This window comes from Kocuria aegyptia, assembly GCF_039530085.1.
GTDB classification, from domain to species: Bacteria; Actinomycetota; Actinomycetes; order Actinomycetales; family Micrococcaceae; genus Kocuria; species Kocuria aegyptia.
The window spans coordinates 165,871-187,666 of the sequence record NZ_BAAAOA010000017.1; the positions used below are offsets into that span (position 1 = coordinate 165,871).

Here is a 21,796-nt window from a genome sequence, read left to right on the forward strand (position 1 = left end):
GATTGTCCAGCAAAAGTTGTGGCACGTCTGTGCGTTTGTGACGTGCTTGACCCCCATAAGGGTGCGTGCTCTACTGAAAAAGTGCTGCAGAGTCCACCGCCGGCGCCGTCGCCGCGCCCCTCGGACTCGCCCGCTCCGGGGGCGAGCGAGGTCTTCCAGCTGCTGCGCGACGGCCGCCCGAGAACGCGGGCCGAGCTCGCCCAGCTGACCGGACTGGCCCGCTCCACCGTGGCCTCCCGCGTGGACACCCTCATGAACCTGGGGCTCGTCGCGCCCTACGGCGGTGCCGCCTCCACCGGGGGGCGCCCGCCCTCGCTGTTCGCCCTGAACCCGGGCGCCCGGGTGGTGGTCGGGGCGGACATCGGGGCGACGCACGCCCGGGCGATCCTGGCGGACCTCTCCGGCCGGGAGCTCGCCGAGGAGCGGCAGGCGCTCGCCATCGGCGAGGGCCCCGAGGCGGTCCTGGGCTGGCTCGGGCGCACGGTGGCCACGCTGCTCGAGCGCGGGAACCGCTCGGCCGCGGAGCTGGCCGCCATCGGCATCGGGCTGCCCGGACCCGTCGAGCACCGGACGGGCCGGCCGATCAATCCGCCCATCATGCCCGGGTGGGACCGTGTCGACGTCCCCGCCCTCGTGCAGGCCCGCCACGACGTGCCCGTGCTGGTGGACAACGACGTGAACATCATGGCCCTGGGCGAGCGCAGCTTCTTCTGGCCCGAGACCAACGAGCTGATCTTCGTCAAGGTGGCCACGGGCATCGGCGCGGGGATCATCTCCGGCGGCGCGCTCCAGCGCGGCGCCCAGGGGACCGCCGGGGACCTCGGTCACGTCCGGGTCCCGCGCGGCGGCGAGATCCTCTGCCGCTGCGGCAACACCGGCTGCCTCGAGGCCCTCGCCGGGGCGCCCGCGCTCGTGCGGACGCTCAACGAGCCGGCCGCCGGCACCCTGGCCACCAGCCAGGACGTCATCGACCTCGTCCGCTCCGGCGACGCCGCGGCCGTCCGGGCGATCCGCCAGGCGGGCCGGGACATCGGGGACGTCCTGGCCACGTGCGTGAACCTCATCAACCCGTCCGTGATCGTGATCGGCGGCAGCCTCGCCCAGGCCGGTGAGCACCTGCTGGCCGGCATCCGCGAGGTCGTCTACCGGCGGTCCCTGCCGCTGGCCACGGAGCACCTGCGGGTGGCGCCCTCGGTCGCCGGTGAGCGGGCCGGCGTCATGGGGGCGGCGGTGCTGGCCATCGACCACGTCCTGTCCCCGGAGTCCATCGAGGCCGCCTGCGCGGCGCTGAGCACGGGCTGAGCTCGCCAGACCCGGCGGCCGGACGACTCGGCCCGCCCGCTGCGGCGGAGACCGACGTGCAGGGCGAGCCCGGGGCCGTGCCGGTGAGCACGCCGGGCCATCACCCGTTCCGCGGGCCTACGCACCGGCCAGGGCCGGGTGCTTCCCCGCGGAGCCGCGCGTTGAGCCGCGCGGCCTGCAGCGTGAGGTGGTCGCGCTCGGGGAGGCTGGGCGCCGACCGGGCGGCCTCGGCGTAGAGCCGCGCCGCGGTCACGGGGTCGCCGTCGCGCTCGTGGAGGTACGCGGCGGCGGCGGTGTACCGGGGCAGGGACGGATCGAGGCCGGCCAGGGCCGCCAGACCGGCCCGCGGACCCTCGGCCTGGCCGAGCGCGACGGCGCGGGCGAGGCCCGCCACCGGGCTGCCGGTGAGGCGCACGAGCTCGTCGTACCACTCGACGATCTGTGCCCAGTCGGTCTCCTCGGCCGTGCGGGCGTCGGCGTGGAGCGCGGCGACGGCGGCCTGGGCCTGGTACTCGCCCAGGCGGTCGCGGACGAGGGCCGCCCGGAGCAGACCGACGCCCTCGGCGATGAGGCGGGCGTCCCACCGGGTGCGGTCCTGCTCGGCGAGGGGCACGAGGCTGCCGTCGGGCCGGGTCCGGGCCGGGCGCCGGGCGTGGTGGAGCAGCATGAGCGCGAGCAGGCCCACGACCTCCTCGCGCTCGACCACCGCCGCCAGCTGACGGGTCAGGCGGATGGCCTCGGCGGCGAGGTCGACGTCACCGGAGTAGCCCTCGTTGAAGACCAGGTACAGGACGCGCAGCACCGTGGCGACGTCACCGGGCCGGTCGAACCGCGCGCCCGAGACGGTGCGCTTGGCCCGGCTGATCCGCTGGGCCATGGTCGCCTCCGGCACCAGGTAGGCGCGGGCGATCTGGCGCGTGCTCAGACCGCCCACCGCGCGCAGCGTGAGCGCCACCGCCGAGGCCGGTGTCAGGGACGGGTGCGCGCACAGGAAGTACAGCTGCAGCGTGTCGTCCACCGCCGTGCCCGGGCCGGGCGCCGGCTCCTCCTCGACCCGGAACTCGCGCCGTCGCCGGGAGGTGTCGGCGCGGGCCGCGTCGAGGAACTTGCGCCAGGCCACGGCGACCAGCCAGGCCTCGGGGTTGCGCGGCGGGCTGTCCGGCCACACGCGCACGGCTTCGACCAGGGCATCCTGCACGGCGTCCTCGGCCGCGGTGAAGTCGCCGCCGCGGCGGCCGAGGATCCCGATCACGGAGGGGGTGAGGGACCGCAGCAGCGTCTCGTCCACCGCGGCTCACTCCGTGATGGTCGGCGGTGCGGTCAGGAACGGGCGGACCTCGAGCCATTCGTGGATCGGCTCCCCGCCGGCCCCCGGGGCCGCGGAGAGCTCACCGGCGAGTTCGAGCACCCGGTCGTAGCTCTCGACGTCGATCACCATCCACCCGGCGATCAGGTCCTTGGTCTCGGCGAACGGACCGTCGGTGACGGGCGGCCGTCCTTCGCCGTCGTAGCGCACGAACGTGCCCTCCGGAGACAGCGCCTGCGCGTCGACGAACTCGCCGGTGTCCTGCAGCCGGGCAGCGAAGTCCGACATGTACTGCATGTGCGCCGACACCTCCTCGGGCGCCCACCGGTCCATCGGGACGTCGTTGACCGGTGCCGGAGCGCCCCGGTAGTGCTTGAGCAGCAGATACTTGGCCATCATGATCTCCTTGCTGAGGTACGGCCCATTGTGGCCGTGTGCACTGCGGAGACGGAGCTGCGCATGGGATCTCGACATCCCGTGACGACTTTTTTCGACGGTCATCCCCGACCCCGCCGGTGGGAGAACGACGGTGGGTGACACCATGGCCGAGCGGCTCACCGCGTGCGATCCCCCGCCCTCGAACGGGAGCAGTTCGCGGCCGTGGAGGACCGGCACGCCAGGTCCGACGGACTCCAGATCCGCCGAACTCCAGGGCCGCCGAACTCCGGGTCGACGAGTTCGGCCCGGTGGCGATCGCGAGAGGGGGCCTCGCCCGGGACGGGACGGCCGACGGCACGACCTTCTTCCGGCCGGCCGGTCGACCGGGGTGTGCGTCGGGCACCGGGCCGGTGGCTGATCGTCCACGAGCACCACTCCCCCTTCCACGCCGGCTCCTGAGCCGGCGTGCTCCGCCGGTCAGAAGGACGGGCAGTTGCCCACAGGAGAACCAGTACTGCAGCACAGCTCTTCGCCCTGGTGCGATCCGGCAGGGGGACGAGTCGAGGCCGGCCCCTGGTGCGGTGGGTCTGCCCCCACAACGGTGACGTTCCCAGAAGCACTTAGCCGGTGTGACGCTGGGGTCCTACCGGTCTCCTGGAAGGACCCGCCCGTGCTCGCTCGCATCCGCCGCACCGTGCTTCGGTCGACCGTCGCCGTGGGCGCCGTCGCCGCCCTGGCCGTCTCCGTGGCCGCTCCAGCCGCTGCGGCCACAGAGGACCCGCCGTGGGTGGTCAGCCCAGCGCACTACTGGGAGAAGACCAACGGGGACAACTGCATCCACAGCTCCGAGGCGATGGACATCCCCGGAGTCGGGTACATCTCCTACATCTGCGGTATCGGAGCGCAGACCACGGTCACCGCCTGGGTCAAGGGCAAGCCCTACCCGATGAACTACGGCGGCACCTGGACCTACGGCTGGGGCACCCCCAGGCACTGGGTGGACTATGACTGCCTGGCACCGGGCACCCCGATCTTCGTCGAAGGCACCCGCCGCTGTGTCGTTCCCCCCTCGCAGGAGAACCCGAAGGCGATGCCCACCTCGGATCGGGTCGCCGTCCGGAACAAGAGCGACCGGCTGTTCCGCCACGCCGCCCTGCCGGCCCGGTGCGGCAACCCGTCGGTGTTCACCGACATCGGTCCCGGCCACGGCTTCTACAAGCCCCTCTACTGGGCCGCCGTCAACGGGATCGTCACCGGGGGCAAGGACGGGAAGGTCCGGCACACCCAGGCCGTCACCCGGGAGGAGATGGCCATGACGCTGGCCCGTTGGGGCAACATCGGCAACTTCGGCAAGAACAACGGTGGATACGAGACCAACATCGACCCGCGCCGGATAGATCCGACGATCCGCCCGAAGTTCCGTGACGTGCCGGCGGCGCGGAAGTACTCGGTGGAGATCAGCGTCCTGTCCCAGATCGGGGTGATCAAGGGGTGGCCCGACGGGACCTTCCGCCCCACCCAGAACGTCACCCGGGGCCAGACCGCCGCGTTCCTCTACCGGCTGGCGGGCTCCCCGGCCTACACCCCGCCGAAGACCTCCCGGTTCAAGGACGTCACCACCAGGACCCCGTTCTACAAGGAGATCTCCTGGATGGCCAAGAACGGCTTCACCACCGGGTATTCGGACAAGACCTATCGGCCCGGCGCCACGATCAACCGCGGCGAGATGCTCGTGATGCTGCACCGCTTCGACAAGGTCCATGCCTGGCCCCACCTCGACCGGCGCATCGTGAAGTAGCCCCCGATCGGGCATCCCGTGCGCCCGACCATCGGCCCAGCCGTGCCGCTGCGCGTTCAAGCCCACGGCGGCGGACACCGGCTGTCCGGTGCCGGTGCCGATGTCCCTACGCCCCGGGGTCCCGATGGTGTTGCGGCGCCCCTCGACGTGCCGGCGGACCGCCCTGCCTTCACCGGCACCCTGTCGTTGATGCCCGAGGTGCGGTTGCGGACCGGCGGCGCCCGGGCCGTCACCGACCGCTCGGAGTCCGACCCGGCCTACGGCACCGACCGCGCCGGCCCGGTCGGCTGTCGCGTCGTGGGCACGAGCTCGGTGTCCTCGGTCGGGGAGTTCATGGCCGCCCGTGGGTCGGTGCCCGATGACATCGACCTGATCGGCCGCGGTGGCAACATCACGTCGAGCGCCCACGGTGGAGCCGAGAATCCCGGCCTCACGGCCGCGGACATCGTCGCTGGCGTTGCTCCGGGACAGGTTGAGGGGTGCGGCGCCGTGGACATCGTCGACGGGCATCCAGGCGAGGGTCTGGGCTTCTGGGCCGACACCCGGGACGATCTCGGACCCCATCTGATCGCCCCCCCCCCCCTGCCGGAGTCGACAGCAGCCCTGGTCGCGGACCGTCACGAACAACTCACCGACCGTCGCGCGACCCACCACATCCTCGTCCAGGACCGGACTCACCTCTGGCCGGCCTGTTGGTCAGTCACGGCGGATGGCCCGCCAGATGACCACCACGATGACGACGGCCACGACTGCAGCGATGACGAGTACACCGAGAAGGACCACCTCCACCATCACCACGCCACTGCGGCCGGGAAGCCAGCCCGGGGCCAGGCCTCCGCCGAGCAGCAGCACGGCAGTGGGCAGCATTGTACGGGCGGCAGAAGATCCCATCACCTCCCATTGTCCCGCCCCGGAGCCTTGTCCCTGCCCGAGAGGGCCGGAAAAGATCTACCCCGGCGGTGCCACCGGCGTCCTATTCCACCGTTGGGGCATCGGAGTCGCTGCCGGCACCCCAGCGATTGCTTCGACCTGTCTGCGCCCTTCCTCGGCACAACGCCCAAACCAGCCCATAGGGTGGAGTCGGACAACCGATGGCATGCCCGCCGCAGACTGAGGAGAATCGATGAGCCGTGATCTGCCGTCCACTGTTGACGCCCTGGTCGTCGGTGGTGGTGTCGCCGGCTTGTCTGCGGCGACCTGGCTGGGCCGCTACCAGCGCTCCACCCTGGTGATCGACGCCGGGCAGCACCGCAGCCGGTATACCGACCACACCCACGGCCTGCTGGGCCGGGACCCCATCAGCCCGCACACGCTGCTGGCCCAGGCTCGCGCCGGGCTGGACCAGTACCCCCACGTGATCCTCCGCGACGGGACGGTGGCCGCCCTGGAGCGCACCGAGGACGGCCGGTTCCTGGCTACCGTCGACAGCATGGAGATCACTGCCCAGCGGATCGTGCTGGCCACCGGGGTGCGGGACCAGTTCCCGCAGATTGCCGGCTTCGAGGACCACTACGGCACAGATGTCTATCACTGCCCGGCCTGCGACGGATTCGACGTCCGGGGGCAGGCGGTGATCGTGCTGGGCACCGGGAGTCACATGCCCGCCTATGCCTCGGAGATGCTGGATTGGACCGACACCGTGCGGGTCGTCACCGACACCACCGACCGGGCCTTCGCCGAGGACCAGCGCGCGGCTCTGCACGAGCACGGGATCGAGGTCGTGGACGGCGTGGCCGAAGCTCTGCTCGGGGCTCCGGGGGCGTTGGAGGGCCTCCGGCTGACCGACGGGAGCCTGGTGGAGGGCACCACGGTGTTCTTCTCCTACGCCCACCACCCCACCAACAGCCTCGCCGCCCATCTGGGGTGCGAGCTCGACGACGAGGGGCACGTCGTCGTCAACGTGTGCCAGCTCAGCAGTGTTGAAGGGGTCTATGCGGCCGGGGACATCACCCCGGGCCTGCAGCTTGTGCCCATCGCCATTGCCCAGGGCGTAGCCGCCGGAGTCGCCTGTGCCACCTCCCTGCGTGGTCACGGCACCACCGACCAGGCGCCCGATCCGGCCCCACCCACCCACCGGTTCACCACCGAATGATCACCGGCAGTCACCGGCAGTCACCGGCGGAGCCGCCCACAGCGCTGAGACCGGCCGGGGTCAGGTCCGAGGCAAGGAGTCCGGCCGATAGGGGCCCCTTCAGGGCGGAGCCGTTCCGCTGTCGCGACCGTGACGGGAAGACCACCCCGTCGATAGCGCACAGTTTCCATTCGTCACTGACCCGCTTGCCCGAGTCTGCTTCTTGCCCGTGCGCCGTCTCGTTCGAGGTGCGGCCGTGGTCCTACTGGATGATCTCAGCAACGAGGTCTCTGGTTCCCGTCCTTGCGTGCCCCCGCGGTGCCGTGGTCCTGCCCTGGAGGTCGCGGGTCGGGGGGCAGCGTTCTGCGGCGTCGTCCGCGGGTGGGATACAGCAGAGGTCCGACGAAGGCGACGCCGATGATCGCCGCCCATTTCGCCCTGGAACCATTGACCTGCCCAGCAGGGCGGCAGGCCAAGTCCATCCAGGCGGTGACGGCCAGGGAGACCTGGATCGAGGCCAGGGCCAGCGCCACGGACCGCTGGCCGGGGCTCATTTCGCTCCAGCGTCGGTGCTGTTTGCTGGTCTTCTTCCCGGTCATGTTTCGGGTCATGGTGGTCCTTTGGTTCGTGTGGTGGGTGGTGCCGGCCTCGGCCAGGGCCTTGATGTTGCGTTCCTTGACGGGACAATGCTCCTGGCCTCCGACACCGATCACACCCCGTGGAGCACAGTGCGCTCCAACGACAAGAAGCGCGCCCGGCTCAACGCGATGCGCTTCTTCCTGGACCAGTTCGACTACCAGGACAAACACCCGAAGGTGGTCTACCCCCCGGACCCGCTGATCGTGGCCCGCTGCCGGGAGGCCGTCGGCGACTGAGCCGGGATCCGCCCGGCTCAGGGACGCCGTCTCTGCCCGCCCATGAGGGCTGACGTGGTGATGCTGAGCTGGGCCCGGTGGGTGAGCAGGAGCGCACACCTGACTTGACTCGTGGTACGGAGCCGAGTCGCGAATGGCTGGCCTTGAGGTGTGTGAGCTCGTCGGGCTGGGCAGGACTCCCAGGCGATGTGCTCATGCGCTGGGCAGCGCACCGGAACAACCGGTGCGCTGGATCCGGCGCACCGGCACCGCCCGGAACGGGCGCACGCCTGCTGTCGACAGGCCGGAGCATGCGACGCGGCTCCCCGGGGGCGCCTCCGTGGTAATCAGGCCGGGCGTGGGTGCGCCCGGATGGCCTCGCCCCCATAGGGGGAGCTGCTGTGATCGTCCGGCCCATGGCCGAGGCACGCCCAGTAACAAGGGACGCGGCGTGACCACGGCAGCGTATTGGCCTGTTCCACTGTCCGGTGCGCCCCTCTCGGCTGCTGGAAGCGGGCCCCCGCGTAGGGGAGGTGTCCACCGGCCATGCATCTACTGGTCACGCGCTGCTCACCGCATGCTGTCAGACTGAGGGTGTCACCGCTGGCCAGTTGCAGGGGGTCCAACGCCATGGTCAAGCGTCAGTCCCGTATCGCCACGCTGCCTATCGTGTGCCTTGATCAGTGCCTCGAGGTGTGGGATGAACGGGCTCCGCACAGTCGTGAACCGATCGAAAAGTGTGTGCCGGTTCGGGGGTGTGGAGCCGTGAGGCCGAAGCGGAATCCACAGTTGTTCCCCGCCGGGAAGCCCGTCCTCCCCCACTCGGGAGTTCTCCCGGCCCGTTGCCCAGCGACCCGGCATTCGACTCCGGGGCGCGCGCCAGCCAGCCACCCCATCCCCTGACCACCCCATCGATGGCGGCGACCCCCGGTCCACTGGGCGCCTCCGTGGTGGGGCACACCTTGGATCGAGGATCACCACATGCTCAACGACAACGCTCCTCACCACCTCCGCCCGCGCCCGGACCACGGACCCACCGGGCAGGCCGGCCCATCCTCGCTCACCTCGGGAGCATCCAGGCCGAGGAACCCGGCCGGCCCAGTTGGGCCTGCGGCGCTGGAACGGGACCCAGCCGGCGCTCTTGAGGACTGTGAGAGCGCCCCCGCCCCGGCCCGAAACGCAGGAGCCGTCAGAATGCTCAACGAAGAATGCTGAACCCCGCCGTCACTCGAAGCCCCCTGCGCCACGGCGTCACCACCGCACGAGCGACGTCCGACCGACCACAAGGCGAGGAATCGGTGCCCGCCGGCGACAGGGCAACACCCCCATGACCAAGCATCCGGCAACCGGACGTCGCTGGCACCGGCCCACCGCAGGATGCGTCCGGGGGCCTGCCTGCTGGAGTGGCACCCGGGCGACAGTTCAGCCGACCCCATGGGCACGTGGGCATCGGCGCCGACGCTGCCCCTTTGCCCTGGAGGTGACGTGATGACCGCTCAATCCGTCCTGGCCGCCGCCGAGACCAAATTGCTCAAAGCCAAGCGCGCCTACGCCAAGAAGGTGCTCAGACTCCTCGTCGACCATCTGCACCACCACTACCCGCAGGCGGTGCGCCTGAGCGTCTACGCCGATCAGCGCACCAACGAATATTTCCTCGGCGAGCTGCTGGACGTCGATGGCGACGCCATGGACTTCGATCCGGACAGCATCGTGGTGCCGCACACGCAGACCGACGGCCCCTTCGGAGAACCGCTCTGTACGGGACCTCACAGCGTGGCCGAGCTGTTGCACCGGGCCCTGTCCAGCTACGAGGGGCCGTTGACAAAGCTGCTGCGCACCGAACGCCACACCGGCGAGCACTACCTGGACCTTCCCCGGACCCCCTGACACCTCCCGGGGCACGCCCCAAGCCATGCGTCCGCGGGCCTTTGTCACCGCGCCCCGGGAGCTTCAGCCCGCGACCTGCAGGCACTGTGCATGTCGCACAGACGACGGCCAGGAGAACTTCTGGTGAGGTGCTTGGGGACTCAGCTCCCGGGCTTCTAGCGTGCGAAGAGCACACCGCAGGCAACAGGGCCTCAGGACGAGGGAGCGCACCACGTGAGCACACCAGCACCGAAAAACCATGAGCACGTGATGAAGCAGTGGTCGGCGGCGTTCAACGCCCACGACGCCGTCAGGGTCGCCGCCCTGTATGCAGAGGACACCTGCGTGAGCCACCCGTCCTACACGGGGCCCCTGCAGGGGCGCAAGGCCGTCCAGGACGACACCTTGGCCTACATGATCGCGATGCCCAACGTGACCAGTGAACTGACCCGCATCGTGGGCGACCAGGACTGTGTGGCGGCGGAGATCACGATCTCCGGAGTGCACGCCGGACCCCTCGTACTGGCCACCGGAGAGCTCCCGCCGACCGGGCGCCGGGTGCGGTTCCCGCTGGCGCTGTTCTGCCGGTTCGGACCCGCAGGACAGATCGTCGAGGAACACCGCTACTACGACGCCCCGGATCTCCTCCGCCAGCTCACACACTGACCACCTCAGCGATGACCGCCCCAGCTGCGGCGTGCACCGGCCGACCCGGCCTACGCACCGTCCAACAGCACCGAACCGCGAGGCCACCCGTGACTGATTCCTGACCTGCTAAAACACCGAGTACCGCAATCCAGTGGGCACCATCTGCGTGGCTCAATCCCAAGACAGTCCCACAGGAGTTGGCCAGCTGGGCAGCTCACGGATATGGCAGCCACTGGCGGCCCCGCCGCCCCGAGCTCACCCGGGTCGGGGTGACCGGCTCGTCGACATCAATTCGGCCGAGGACATGGCTGACCTGGCAGGCGGTGAAGGTCAAGCGCTCGCCCTCCGAGGTCCTGGCCAGTGGCCCTCCAGTCGACTACCGAGTCAGTAATCCGCTCCCGCTGAGCGTCCAGCGCAAGAGCCGCCATGAAACCGCAGAGCATCGCCTCCATCGGGGAGTGGACGTCCGCACCCCCCACGCAGGCTCAGGACCCGCAGCCCTCCACCTCTCCCCCGTAGAGCCCCGATGACGGCCGAGGATGCTCTGCGTCGATCGACCCTGCCGGTCAAGTGCGGTAATGACCAGCGTGCCGCCGTTCTCAAAAGCGGCCGCCGCTCTGTTGAACGACGGGCAGCAGCTGCGGGCCACAGGCTCTCTATGGCCGCCGTGAAGATCACCGTCCTGACAGAGCGACCTGTAACAAGCCATATGTGAAGTGCTTTGGCCATGGCCAGCCCCGACTCAGAGTTCACGCCGTGTGGCGTGAGAGCAGCGTTTGGGTGTGCCATGTATTCCTTCGGACACGGAGTAAGGGGCCAGCCGGACTCGGCTGGCCCCTTCAGGTTGTACGTGCAGTTCAGGTGGTTCGAGAAGCCTCCGACTGAATGACCTTGGCGAGGTCGCGGGGACGGCTCCACATGGGCCAATGCCCCGTCGGAAGGTCGATGACGTCGAGGTGCTCGACGTCCGCGACTTCGGCGAACATGGGATGGCCTCCTCGGGCCAGCTCCAGCACCTGCGCGCTCGGGATGGAGCAGCACACCAGGGTGGTGGGGACCTTGCGGCGGACATCGTTGGTGAGCTCGACGGGCTGGCGAAGCACGGGACCGGGCTCAGGGACGGCCCGGGCCCGAAAACGCTCGAGGACCTCTGCGCTGAGGCCTTCGAGGCTGGCCTGCTGGGCGAGGGCGTCGAAGGACGGCAGCGGAAGCTCCTCCACCCCCTCCGGGAGGTCTGGGGCGAACACGCTGCCCGTGGCCACAGGGCCGGAGTCAACCCACACCACCCGATGGACAAGGTCAGGGTGCCGGTCGAGGACAAGGCTGACGGGGGCGTTCGCTCCGCTGTGAGCGACGAGTGTCGCCGGCTGATCCTCGGAGACCCCGAGTCGAGTGATGACGTCCAGGACCGCTGCGACTTGATCGTCGAGAGTCTTTTCCACACGCTCAGGATCGTCCCCGTCGAGACCGGGCAGCGTCATCGCGACCGCACGAGAGTGGTCGGTGTCGAGGTGTTCAAGGACCTCATCCCACGCCCAAGCGCCCAACCAGTGGCCGGGGATGAGAACGATGGTCGGACTGCTCGTCGTAGTTGTCATGACTCCACCTTCCTCAGTGCGACGGGCAGGTGTATGTCACTATTTGTGTCATGAATTTACGGCGGGCTGAACGGTGAAGCGAGCAGAACGACTTCATGCCCTGTCCGAGATGCTGCGCCGTAACGGATCACGGGGCTCCTCCGCCGAACGGCTGGCGAGGGAGTTCGGCGTATCCGTGCGCACAGTCAAGAGAGACCTCGCTGCGCTCGAGAACAGCGGCGCGCCCGTATGGTCGCGCCCAGGTCCGGGCGGTGGCTACGGTTTGACTGTCGGCGCGTCCCTGCCACCTGTCAGCCTGTCCCCAGCGCAAGCCGTGGCGCTCATGGCGGCCGTGTCTGCTGCCCCCGATGCCCCCTACGCCGATCTGGCCGCAGCCGGGATCCACAAGATCCTGGATGTCCTCGATCCCAGAACCCGGGCAAGAGCCGACGAGCTGGCAGGCCGCGTCTGGGTCAACGCGCTTCCCCCCTCTTCGCGCACCATCAGGTCGGCACTTGAGGAGGCGATGGCCGAGCAGCGAGTGATCCGCATCCGCTACACATCGGGCGATGGGACCACGACTACCCGCGACGTCGAACCCGTACTGTTCGCTTCCACAAACGGCCAGTGGTACCTCGTGGGGTGGTGCCGGATGCGCAACGCGATGCGATGGTTCACCGTGTCGCGCATCGAGCGGGCCAGCGCAACCGCGACGGCCTGCACCGGCCATACCGTCCACGAGGTCGGAGAGCGCCCAGCGAACGCCAGACCGGTGCACGGTCGGGGCGAGTGAGCCACTTAATCGACCCTCAGCGGGCATCTCTGGCGCATATGGTGGAATCCCGACCAAGGAGCTCCCACTTCCGAGGAGTGATGTCTTCAGCGCCACCGCCCCCAGTTCCTGCCGCACGCCTGACGAGAGTCACCAGGCGCGGCAACCACGACTCCTGGAAGCCTGGACATGGCGCGATGGAGTCCTTTCGACAAGCGTGAGCCCGCTTCCGAGTCACTGCCGGTGACCCTACCTGAGCTGCTGGGCCTTGAGGTCGATTCACTGACAGCGCAGGGGCATTTCATCGAGGCCGTGCGCATGGTCCGAGAGCGCACCGAACTCGATTGGCTCCGCGCCATCCGGGCTGTGCGTCTTCGACTGCGGCGCCCGTAAAACCTTCAGACGGAACCCGGCCCCGGTGTGCAGCCGGGAACCTCTAACGCAGCGTTGAAGCCTGCCTCGCCTGTTCGGGCGAGCCCTGTGATGGTCTGGTCTGCCAGCTCTGGCGGAAGCCCCTGCTGCCGGGCGGACCCTGACGGGGCGGAGAAGACCGAGGCGGGGTCATGGCACGGTGACGGTGAGCTCCCTGTGCTCAGGTGCCCGGTCGCGGTGAACTCTGCGCGTCGCAGTCACACCGGCTGGGTGTCACGGTGTTGTGCCGTCCGGGGGCCTCCGTAGCCTGAGCCGTGTCGGAGATCACCGCGTAGCCACGGCGGAAGGTGGTTTCGTGTCGCGGTCCTCCGTCAGGACGGTTCCACACGATCTCGCGGAAGGACCCTTTCTCATGAGCACGCACACCACTCCCTGGCCCACCGGCACCCCGTGCTGGGTGGATCTGATGGTCTCCGATCTGGAGCGCACCCGGAGCTTCTACACCGCGGTGCTGGGCTGGGACTACATCGACTCCGCCCCCGAGTACGGCGGGTACTTCAACGCCCTGGTCGGCGGGCGCACCGTGGCCGGGCTCTCCCCCGCCATGGAGGGCATGGAGGAGGCCCCGCACACCTGGGACGTGTACCTGGCCACCGAGGACATCACCGCCGACGCGGCCAAGGCCACCGGCGCCGGGGCCACCACGGTGGTCGAGCCCATGGAGGTCGGGCCCTTCGGGCACATGGGCCAGTGGACCGATCCCACCGGGGCGGCCTTCGGGATGTGGCAGGCCAAGGAACACACCGGGTTCCAGCTCTTCGGTGAGCCCGGCGCCCCGGTGTGGTGCGATCTGATGACCGCCGACTCCGATGCCGCCCGGAGCTTCTACACCCAGGTCTTCGGCTACAGCTACCAGGACATGGGTGATGAGAAGATGCCCTACGCCTTGTTCACCGTCCCGGGCCAGGACATGCCCGCCGGGGGGATCGGGGGCCCGGATCCGAACACCGAGGGCCCGCAGATCGGGTGGTCGGTGGCCTTCCAGGTTGATGACGTCGACGCCGCCGCGCAGCGCATCCGCGAGGCCGGCGGAACGGTCACCTGGGAACCCTCGGACTTCGAGTACGGGCGGATGGCCGTGGCCACCGGCCCCGACGGGGAGTCGTTCGCGGTCATGACCCCCAGCGAGAACATGTAGGACGCGGCTCGACCTGCAGGCTTCCCACATAGCAGCGGCGTTCAGGCACGGGAATGCTGTGCCTGAACGCCGGTGCTATGAGGTGGCCTCCGACGCTGAGCGGATCCGAGACCAGTGTCCCGGCAGCATCGACGGCCCGGTGCTGCGAGCAACCCCTACCGCAACGCCACCCTCGCAGGCAGCGGCCGGTAGTCCGCCTTATGTATAGCGACCGTCTCCGACTGCTGACGGATGCCGTGGCTGATGTCCGTGTGCTTGTTCGACGACCACCCCGCGCAGGAGCAGGGCGCAGGCGACGGTGCCGAGAGCAACGACGCTGAGGGTGATCGTCATGACGACAATGTGCCCGGTGGCGATGGAGGTGGTGGCCGTGATGGTGGTGAACACGCTGCCCAGTATCGCGACGGCGGTGAGGGAGCCGAACTCGTAGGAGACCTCTTCCAGGGATGAGGCCATGCCTGCTCGTTCGGGCGCGATGTTTCCGATGATCGAGGAGGACGCTGCGGACATCACGGCGCCGAGGCCGCCACCGGTGACGAACAGACCAGCCGCGAACGGCACGACGCCGACGGGCAGTGCGAGCACGGCTGCCAGCAACCCGACGGCGCCCACGGCCAGTCCACCGACGATGAGGGGCTTGGGGCCGGTCCTGTGCATGACGGCGCCGCTGAACAGGGCCGCAGGCAGGGAACCGACGGCGATGACCGTCACCAGCAGACCGGCCTGCAGCGGCGTGTAGTTCTCGGCGAGCTGGAACCGCTGGGTGGTGATGAGCTGCACGCCGGCGATCGCGAACAGTGCCAGACCGGCCGCGAGAACGCCGGCGCTGAGGGGTCGGGAACGGAAGATGCCGAAGTCCAGGAGCGGATGCGCAAGGCGTGCCTGGCGGCGTGTGAACCATCTCAGTGCGAGGACCGCGGCGACGAGACTGACGGCGACCAGTAGCCACGACCGGTCGATCTTGGCGACTTCCTTGATGAACAGGACCAGTGAGGCGAGGCCGACGAGGGCGAGGAGGGAGGACCGCAGGTCCCAGGGGGTGTCGGGGCGCGCTTCTGGTTTCGGTGCGAGGATGCCACCGGCGACCAGGGCGATCAGGACGATAGGCACGTTGATCAGGAAGACAGAACCCCACGCGAATCGTTCCAGGAGCAGCCCTGCCACGATCGGGCCGAGGGCTGCGCCGACAATGGCGATGCTCGCCCAGATGGCGATCGCCATGTTGCGCTCGCGGATGTCGTGGAACGTCTCACGGATCAGGGCGAGGGTGGCGGGCATGACCATGGCAGCACCCACTCCCAGCAGTGCCCGGGCGGCGATGAGGATCGCCGGTGTCGCGGCGTAGGCGGCCAACATGGAACTGAGGCCAAAGACCACCAAGCCCCAGATGAAAAGCCGCTTGTGACCGACCTTGTCCCCGAGCGTGCCCGTCCCCATCAGAAGTCCCGCCATGACCAGCGGGTAGGCGTTGATGATCCACAGCGACTCCGAGGGCGTAGCACCCAGATCCGCGGTGAGCACCGGCAGTGCTGTGTAGAGCACTGAGTTGTCCAGCGTCACCATCAACAGCCCTAAGGACACCGCCGCAAGTACCGCCCATCGATACCTCACCTGGGTCGCAACCACAGCCATACCTGTCTTCTCCTCGGCTCCCGGACCATCGGACCTCGATGAACCCATCGGACGCTAACATACCGTCTGGACGGTATGTTGAAGATGTGGGGAAGGTAACCACCTGAGCATGCGAAGGTAGGGCATGACCTTTTCTCACGCACCGCTGGTGGCGCGCGACAAGGACCGGACGCGTCGGGCGATCCTCGATGCCGCCGAACGATTGCTCATCGAGCGGGGACGGGAGGCGAGCATCGCTGACATCGCCGCAGCCGCGAACGTGTCCAAAGGGGGGCTGCTGCACCACTTCCCGTCTCGCGAAGCTCTGAGCACGGCGATATGCCAGGACGGCATCGACCGCCTGTGGCGCAGCGTCGAGCACCTCGTGGACGAGACCGAACCAGCCCCCGGACGGCTGCACCGCGCCTACGTGCGCGCCCTGACCGGCGACAGCGCAGAGGCCGTGAGTGTGTTCTCCCGGACGACGATTCCGCAGTTGTATGCCGGCATCCCCCAAGCCGACGCTCTCCTCGAGCGCGACGCGGCGCGATGGCGGGCAGCCTTCGCGGCCGACGATCTCTGCGCGGCCACCAGTCTGGTGGTCAGACACGCCGCTGAAGGGCTCGCTGCCGCGATGGGAAGCCCGTTCCTCAACGCGGAGGAAATAGCGCAGGCGCGCCAGGAGCTGCTGCAGCTCTCACAGGCGAACTCTGCCGCACCGAGGTAGAACACGATGTCAAAATTCTCGGCGCGAAGGCCGTGAGCCCCACAGCTCGGTGGCGCACATGCCTGAGATATGGAGCCTCTGAGCAACACTCAAGGACGGTGACACCACCCCCTCCCCGCATTCCACACGGGGCTGCCGCACGGTAGGTGACATCTGAGCTGGCTTGATGGCCGATAGCTGGCCTCATGGGAAGCGGAGCGACTGCATCGCTCTTGCATCCAGTGTCCGCAAATCGACTCGTCACTACGTAGCCGCATCCCCGGATTCCGGATATGCCCACTCCAGAGGCCAACCAGATCACTGGGCACTTGATGGTGCATCAGTCCTAATCGAGTCCAACCCTTTGTCGCGTGCATCAGTGTTGTCCGGTGGCTGTTGGGTCAGAGACGGTCGAGGAAGTCCCCGATGTTCTCCCAGGTCCAGGACTCACAGCGCGCCGGGCCCATCTCGGCCGGCTTCCCCTGGTGATTTCCCTCGACCCACAGGCCCATCAACGGTTTGCCCTCGGCGACCGCGCAGCGGATCTGCCACCGCGCCACGGCCGAGTCAGGTGTGGCCCCGCCGATCAACGCGATCACCCCGTCGCAACCACGGATCCGCTCCCGCACGTCTTTCTTCCACTGCTCAGAACACGCCGCGCCGGTGGGTGAATCCAGGAAACGGGCCTGGTCCCCGGATCGCGCCCACTGCGTGGTGAACAGGTCCCGGTACGGCTCGTCCTGCTCGGCGTACGCCAGAAATACAGTTCTCGGCGCCATTGCCGTCAACTCCCCACAAAAATTAGATAAACCTCAGTATTAGTGGGAGCCACGGTACGGGTTGTCTCGGCCGGACAGAATAGGTTCGAGCAACATGGCTTCATGAACGGATCATCCGTGAATAACGACCGCGCACCACAATCCCGCGAGGGACTCGGGGCCGTCCACAGGAACCGGCCATCGGTCGGCCACGTTGTCACCGCTTTCACCGGCGCATTCGATGAACCCGCCGGCTGGCACCGGAACCGCTGGGGAACGGCCACGGGCAGCCCCTGGACCGCAGTTCCCCCTACTGCAATACCTGCGGCGGGGACCGGCATGTTTGCGTCCTGGTGGTTATCTGTTTCCGGTCTGCGGCTTCCGCCTGCTCGTTATGGGGCCCACGATGGTGGATAGGCGGTCGACAAGGAGCGGAACTGGTGCGGACTTTCGGTGTGGAAGAGGAGCTGTTGCTCGTCGATGCGGTGACTCTGAGGCCGTTGGCCGCCGGCGAGGCGGTAGTCGACCACCACGACCAACGACTGGAGCACGGCTCCCACGGACCGGGCGCCGTGTTCCCGACCGCGGAGCCTGCCGACGTGGCTGCCAGCCATGGCCTGACGGTGGAGTTCCAGCAGGAGCAGATCGAGGTCGTCAGCCCGCCCCAGCTCACCCTGGCCGAGCAGATCACCGCCATCCGAACCGGCCGAGCCCTGGCCGATGAGGCCGCCCGTACGGTGGGTGGGCGGGCCGTGGCGTTGGCGACCTCGGTGTCTGCCGATCTGCCGCACCTGGTGCCGCAGGCCCGGTACCGCCGGATCCAGCAGCACGTGGGGCTGCTGGCGGCCGAGCAGCTGACCTGCGGGTTCCACGTGCACGTGGGCATCGCCTCCCGCGAGGAGGGCGTGGCGGTGCTGGATCGGATTCGGGTGTGGTTGCCGGTGCTGCTGGCGTTGAGCGCCAACTCCCCGTTCTGGTACGGGGTGGACACCGGCTTCGCCTCCTACCGGTACCAGGCGTGGATGCGGTGGCCCACCGCCGGGCCCAGTGAGATCTTCGGGACGGTGGAGGGCTACGACCGGCACGTGCAGGACTTGCTGGTCTCGGGGGTGCCGTTGGATGACGGGATGGTGTACTTCGACGCCCGGCTCTCGGCCCGTTTCCCCACGGTGGAGGTGCGGGTGGCCGATGTGTGCCTGGACCCCGTCCACGCGGGGGTGATCGCCGCGCTGGTGCGGGCCCTGGTGGAGACCGCCGCCCGCGCCTGGCGCGCAGGGGAGGATCCGGCCCCGGTGGGGGTCGCCCAGTTGCGGGCCTGGTCCTGGCGGGCCGCCCGCTCGGGGGTCGAGGGCCAGCTGGTGAGCCCGACCACGGGTGCGCCGGCCGCGGCCGGGGAGGTGGTGGCCGAGTTACTGGAGTTGCTGCGCCCGGTGCTGGCCGAGGCCGGGGAGGACGAACAGGTCCAGGCCGTGGTCGTGGCCATTCTGCGCGAGGGGACAGGAGCCCACCGACAGCGCGAGGCTTACGCGTCCCGCCATGACCTCCACGACGTGGTGGCCGACGCCCTGCACATCGGCGCCCCCACCACGGCAGAACCACACTCCGAGCCGACGTGAGCGTTCACCGGCCGCTGGGGCCGGTCCCCCGTCCAGTGCCCCGCACCGGGTGCTCCGAGGCGGGCACCGATAACACGCCCGCCCTGGTCAGCGCGATGCCGGGCGCCTAGCCTGGGAACAGGTCGAGCAGCCGGCCACGCATGTTCCCGTGGCGAAGGAGCCACCACCATGGATCTGCAACTGAGCGTGCTCACCGACATCGACCCAGATACCCACCAGGTGCATCTGACTGTCACCGGGGCCTTGACCGAGGACAACCACCAGCTCCTGCTCCGGGTGCTCCAGCAGGCCCAGGCGCTCACCGCCGGCCTCGAGGTGCTGGTGGATCTGACCGGGACCGCCTCGAGGGCCTCCGCGGTGGATCTTCTGCTCCGGGAGATCGACCACCACGACCCCGACGGCCCTCTCTTCCCGGTCGGGTTCGTGGTTCCGGCACCACCGGCGTGCTCTTCCCATGCTGGTGCCGCCCCCGAGCCCCGGACCGTGTGGACCGGGGCGGGCAGGAAGGCACATGGCGATGACCGTTGACCAAGCCATCAAGGCCTACCTGGGGAACCACACCGATCAGCTGCTGGCCGGGTTGGTGGAGTGGGTGCGAATCCCCTCGGTGGCCGGGGTCCCGGAACGGGCTCACCACCTCGTGCGCTCGGCCCACTGGTTGGCCGGGGAGCTGCGCGACATCGGGTTCCCGACCACGGAGATCTGGGACGGGGTCCAGGGCCCGGCCGTCTACGGGTCCTGGTGCGAGTCCCCCGGGGCGCCGACCGTGCTGGTCTACAGCCACCACGACGTGCGCGCGGTCAAGGAGCAGAACTGGGACCAGACCTCCCCCTTCGACCCGGTGGCCCGTGACGGGCGGCTCTACGGCCGCGGGACCTCGGATGCCAAGGGCCAGGTCACCGCCCACCTGTGGGCGGTGCGGGCGCACCTGGCGACCACTGGGCGCAAGGTGCCGGCGGTGAATCTGAAGGTCATCGTCGAAGGCGAGGAGGAGGCCGGCTCCCCCGGCCTGGCCGCCCTGCTGGAGGACCACGCCCAGGAGCTGGCCGCGGACGTGGTGATCTTCTCCGACACCCTGCTGTGGCGTAGTGACCACCCGGGACTGTGCACCGGGGTGCGCGGGATGCTCGGGGCGCACCTGGAGGTCTACGGTCCCTACACCGACATCCACAGCGGGGCCGTCTCCGGGGTCGCCCCCAACCCGGCCCTGGAGATGGCTCGGTTGCTGGCCCAGCTTCATGACGCCCAGGGGCGGATCACTCTGCCTGGCTTCTACGACAACGTCACCGGCGTCACCCCCGCCCGGCGGGCGGAGCTGGCCGCGCTGCCCTTCGACGAGGCCGACTGGCTGGCCCGTTCCCACACCCGCAGCATCGGCGGGGAAGCCGGCTACACCGTGCTGGAGAGGCTGTGGGAACGCCCTGCCCTGGAAGTCATCGCCCTGGTCGCCGGGGACCCGGTCGGCGTCTCACGGGCGGCGATCCCCTCGATGGCGGCCATGGACCTGAGCATCCGCACCGTGGTCGGGCAGAAGGTGCACGAGGTGGCCGAGCAATTGCGCCACTGGGTGGACGAACAGGTCGGGCAGGGCTACGGGTACGACCTGTCGATCTCGGTCGAGACCGCCCAGGAGGCCTACCGCACCCCCGACACCCCGGTCCTCGCGGCCCTGGAACAGGCCATGGCCGCCGGCTTCGGCGTGGACGAGGTCGGGCGGATGGGCAACGCCGGAGGCGGGCCGGCCGAGCTGCTGGCCACCACCCTGCAGGCGCCGGTCGTGTTCTTCGGCACCGGGCTGGTCGAGGACAACTGGCACGACAGCGACGAAAGCGTGCGCACCGACCTGCTGACCGCCGGGGCCGCCACCCTGGCCCACCTGTGGGAGGACCTGGGACATAACGGCACTGGGCACACCACCAAGTGAGGACCAACGCTGGCTTTCGGGTCGACATCGAAGGAGGAGCAGATGGACGACACCACCGCCGGATCCACCCAGGCCTGGCTGCTGACCGACGCCATGGCCCGTGACCGGTTCACCCTGCAAGCCTTGTGGTCGGGCTACCGGGGGCAGGGCGGGACCGTGGAACAGTTCGAGATCGAGGCCTACCTGCATCAGTGCCTGCATCTACCGGCCTTCCAACGCGACCTGCTCATCCACGCCGCCAATCACCTGCTCGAGGCCCACCACCAGCCCCTGCTCCCCTACACCCGCGACCTGCTCCACGGCGCGGACACCACACCCGAGGAGTAAGACCCCGACCCGAGGACATGACAGGAGAGCGCTCCACCAGAATCGCCCGTCACCCCGGCATTGGAAGATCCTCGCCCTTCAGCGCGAGTTCGGTGTCATGCCCCGGGGCGGACCCCGCCTCGGGGAGAACATTCACATCGGTGGCGATCTGACACGTCGGTGCTCCCGGCCGGTGCCGGGCTACGCCGGTATCTTGGCTCACCGGTCCCAGTGGGTTTTGGGTCTGAGATCCGGAGACAATCGAGGCCTTGCACCCCCCACTCGGACGCCGAGGACGCTGTCGGGAACAGCAACCGAGTGGTCGGCCGCCCTGGCGTTCCGCCGGCCCGTGGCGTAGATCGCCATCGGGGCCGTGAAGACACCGAGACCCTGGGTCTGCCACTCGTGGCCACCGCCACCCTGGGTGATCCCAAAAAGGATTTCATGATCCCCGGTGACGCAGGCGGGGCCGGTGACCTCGGCGCCCATGGTGATCCCAGCAGCAGCCCCGGGGACCCGGACGTTCTGCCTCTTCCGGCCCCAGGAGGGGCCAAGCCGTGCAAAGCCCTAGTCAGGAAAGGTTCCCGCCTTTAGCCTGGATGGGGTCCAGCAACCGGCCACGTCAATACTCGTCGCCAGGAGCTGATCACGATGAGGCCATTCACCCCGGCCTGCGGGCCTGTCCGCGGCTGGGCCGACGGTGAGGTGATCCGGGCGACCGGGATCCCCTACG

Annotated in this window: 19 protein-coding genes and 1 pseudogene; 13 read left to right on the forward strand and 7 right to left on the reverse strand. The window is 69.1% G+C overall.

The genetic code is table 11. The features are described 5' to 3' along the window. The first annotated feature begins 81 nt into the window (after positions 1 to 81). Positions 82 to 1,302: an ROK family transcriptional regulator gene (locus tag ABD220_RS08565; protein ID WP_344121620.1), complete on the forward strand. Its 1,221-nt coding sequence runs from the start codon at positions 82 to 84 to the stop codon at positions 1,300 to 1,302. A gap of 100 nt (positions 1,303 to 1,402) precedes the next feature. On the opposite strand, the gene ABD220_RS08570 is transcribed toward ABD220_RS08565, so the two are convergent. Together ABD220_RS08570 and ABD220_RS08575 are read right to left on the reverse strand one after the other, a co-directional pair. After that, on the reverse strand, positions 1,403 to 2,590 hold the full coding sequence (locus ABD220_RS08570) for an RNA polymerase sigma factor (RefSeq protein ID WP_344121622.1): 1,188 nt from the start codon (positions 2,588 to 2,590) through the stop codon (positions 1,403 to 1,405). 6 nt (positions 2,591 to 2,596) lie between these two features. After that, positions 2,597 to 3,004, reverse strand: a complete 408-nt coding sequence (locus tag ABD220_RS08575) for a YciI family protein (protein ID WP_344121666.1) — start codon at positions 3,002 to 3,004, stop codon at positions 2,597 to 2,599. Positions 3,005 to 3,656: 652 nt separating this feature from the next. Between ABD220_RS08575 and ABD220_RS08580 the strand changes: the two genes are divergently transcribed. Continuing rightward, entirely contained in the window at positions 3,657 to 4,784 is a 1,128-nt protein-coding gene (locus ABD220_RS08580) for an S-layer homology domain-containing protein (protein WP_344121624.1), read from the forward strand. Positions 4,785 to 5,480: 696 nt separating this feature from the next. Here the strand turns inward: ABD220_RS08580 and ABD220_RS08585 are convergent. Continuing rightward, complete coding sequence (locus ABD220_RS08585; RefSeq protein WP_344121626.1) at positions 5,481 to 5,675, reverse strand: hypothetical protein; 195 nt, start codon at positions 5,673 to 5,675, stop codon at positions 5,481 to 5,483. A 232-nt stretch (positions 5,676 to 5,907) separates the two neighbouring features. Between ABD220_RS08585 and ABD220_RS08590 the strand changes: the two genes are divergently transcribed. Continuing rightward, on the forward strand, positions 5,908 to 6,876 hold the full coding sequence (locus tag ABD220_RS08590) for an NAD(P)/FAD-dependent oxidoreductase (RefSeq protein WP_344121628.1): 969 nt from the start codon (positions 5,908 to 5,910) through the stop codon (positions 6,874 to 6,876). Between the two features lie 254 nt (positions 6,877 to 7,130). Here ABD220_RS08590 and ABD220_RS08595 read toward each other — a convergent pair whose 3' ends face one another. After that, entirely contained in the window at positions 7,131 to 7,466 is a 336-nt protein-coding gene (locus ABD220_RS08595) for a hypothetical protein (RefSeq protein WP_344121630.1), read from the reverse strand. An 81-nt stretch (positions 7,467 to 7,547) separates the two neighbouring features. Between ABD220_RS08595 and ABD220_RS08600 the strand changes: the two are divergent. The 3 genes and pseudogenes from ABD220_RS08600 to ABD220_RS08610 form a co-directional block, all read left to right on the forward strand. Next, positions 7,548 to 7,730, forward strand: a pseudogene (locus ABD220_RS08600) (polyphosphate kinase 2); the annotation flags it as partial. A gap of 1,467 nt (positions 7,731 to 9,197) precedes the next feature. Continuing rightward, entirely contained in the window at positions 9,198 to 9,596 is a 399-nt protein-coding gene (locus ABD220_RS08605) for a hypothetical protein (protein ID WP_344121632.1), read from the forward strand. A gap of 213 nt (positions 9,597 to 9,809) precedes the next feature. Beyond that, positions 9,810 to 10,241: an ester cyclase gene (locus ABD220_RS08610; protein WP_344121634.1), complete on the forward strand. Its 432-nt coding sequence runs from the start codon at positions 9,810 to 9,812 to the stop codon at positions 10,239 to 10,241. A gap of 839 nt (positions 10,242 to 11,080) precedes the next feature. Here ABD220_RS08610 and ABD220_RS08615 read toward each other — a convergent pair. Beyond that, positions 11,081 to 11,821 (reverse strand): alpha/beta fold hydrolase, encoded by a 741-nt coding sequence (locus ABD220_RS08615; protein ID WP_344121636.1) that lies wholly within the window; start codon positions 11,819 to 11,821, stop codon positions 11,081 to 11,083. 73 nt (positions 11,822 to 11,894) lie between these two features. On the opposite strand from ABD220_RS08615, the gene ABD220_RS08620 reads away from it, so the two are divergent. Continuing rightward, entirely contained in the window at positions 11,895 to 12,593 is a 699-nt protein-coding gene (locus tag ABD220_RS08620) for a helix-turn-helix transcriptional regulator (protein ID WP_344121638.1), read from the forward strand. 763 nt (positions 12,594 to 13,356) lie between these two features. After that, complete coding sequence (locus ABD220_RS08625; RefSeq protein WP_344121640.1) at positions 13,357 to 14,142, forward strand: VOC family protein; 786 nt, start codon at positions 13,357 to 13,359, stop codon at positions 14,140 to 14,142. Positions 14,143 to 14,340: 198 nt separating this feature from the next. Here ABD220_RS08625 and ABD220_RS08630 read toward each other — a convergent pair whose 3' ends face one another. Then, positions 14,341 to 15,774, reverse strand: a complete 1,434-nt coding sequence (locus ABD220_RS08630) for an MFS transporter (protein ID WP_344121641.1) — start codon at positions 15,772 to 15,774, stop codon at positions 14,341 to 14,343. Between the two features lie 124 nt (positions 15,775 to 15,898). On the opposite strand from ABD220_RS08630, the gene ABD220_RS08635 reads away from it, so the two are divergent. Further along, complete coding sequence (locus ABD220_RS08635; protein WP_344121643.1) at positions 15,899 to 16,480, forward strand: TetR/AcrR family transcriptional regulator; 582 nt, start codon at positions 15,899 to 15,901, stop codon at positions 16,478 to 16,480. A 380-nt stretch (positions 16,481 to 16,860) separates the two neighbouring features. Here ABD220_RS08635 and ABD220_RS08640 read toward each other — a convergent pair whose 3' ends face one another. After that, positions 16,861 to 17,238, reverse strand: coding sequence for a TIR domain-containing protein (locus ABD220_RS08640; protein WP_344121646.1), 378 nt, complete (start codon positions 17,236 to 17,238; stop codon positions 16,861 to 16,863). A 419-nt stretch (positions 17,239 to 17,657) separates the two neighbouring features. On the opposite strand from ABD220_RS08640, the gene ABD220_RS08645 reads away from it, so the two are divergent. The 4 genes from ABD220_RS08645 to ABD220_RS08660 all read left to right on the forward strand — a co-directional run bounded on the left by ABD220_RS08645 (position 17,658) and on the right by ABD220_RS08660 (position 21,084). After that, positions 17,658 to 18,833, forward strand: a complete 1,176-nt coding sequence (locus tag ABD220_RS08645; protein ID WP_344121648.1) for a glutamate--cysteine ligase — start codon at positions 17,658 to 17,660, stop codon at positions 18,831 to 18,833. A 168-nt stretch (positions 18,834 to 19,001) separates the two neighbouring features. Further along, positions 19,002 to 19,361: a hypothetical protein gene (locus ABD220_RS08650; protein ID WP_344121650.1), complete on the forward strand. Its 360-nt coding sequence runs from the start codon at positions 19,002 to 19,004 to the stop codon at positions 19,359 to 19,361. Further along, positions 19,351 to 20,757 carry a M20/M25/M40 family metallo-hydrolase gene (locus ABD220_RS08655; protein WP_344121652.1) on the forward strand — a complete coding sequence of 469 codons (1,407 nt, stop codon included), beginning with the start codon at positions 19,351 to 19,353 and terminating at the stop codon, positions 20,755 to 20,757. Before ABD220_RS08650 ends, ABD220_RS08655 begins: the two co-directional genes overlap by 11 nt. A 42-nt stretch (positions 20,758 to 20,799) precedes the next feature. Further along, on the forward strand, positions 20,800 to 21,084 hold the full coding sequence (locus tag ABD220_RS08660) for a hypothetical protein (RefSeq protein ID WP_344121653.1): 285 nt from the start codon (positions 20,800 to 20,802) through the stop codon (positions 21,082 to 21,084). Positions 21,085 to 21,796 lie beyond the last annotated feature (712 nt).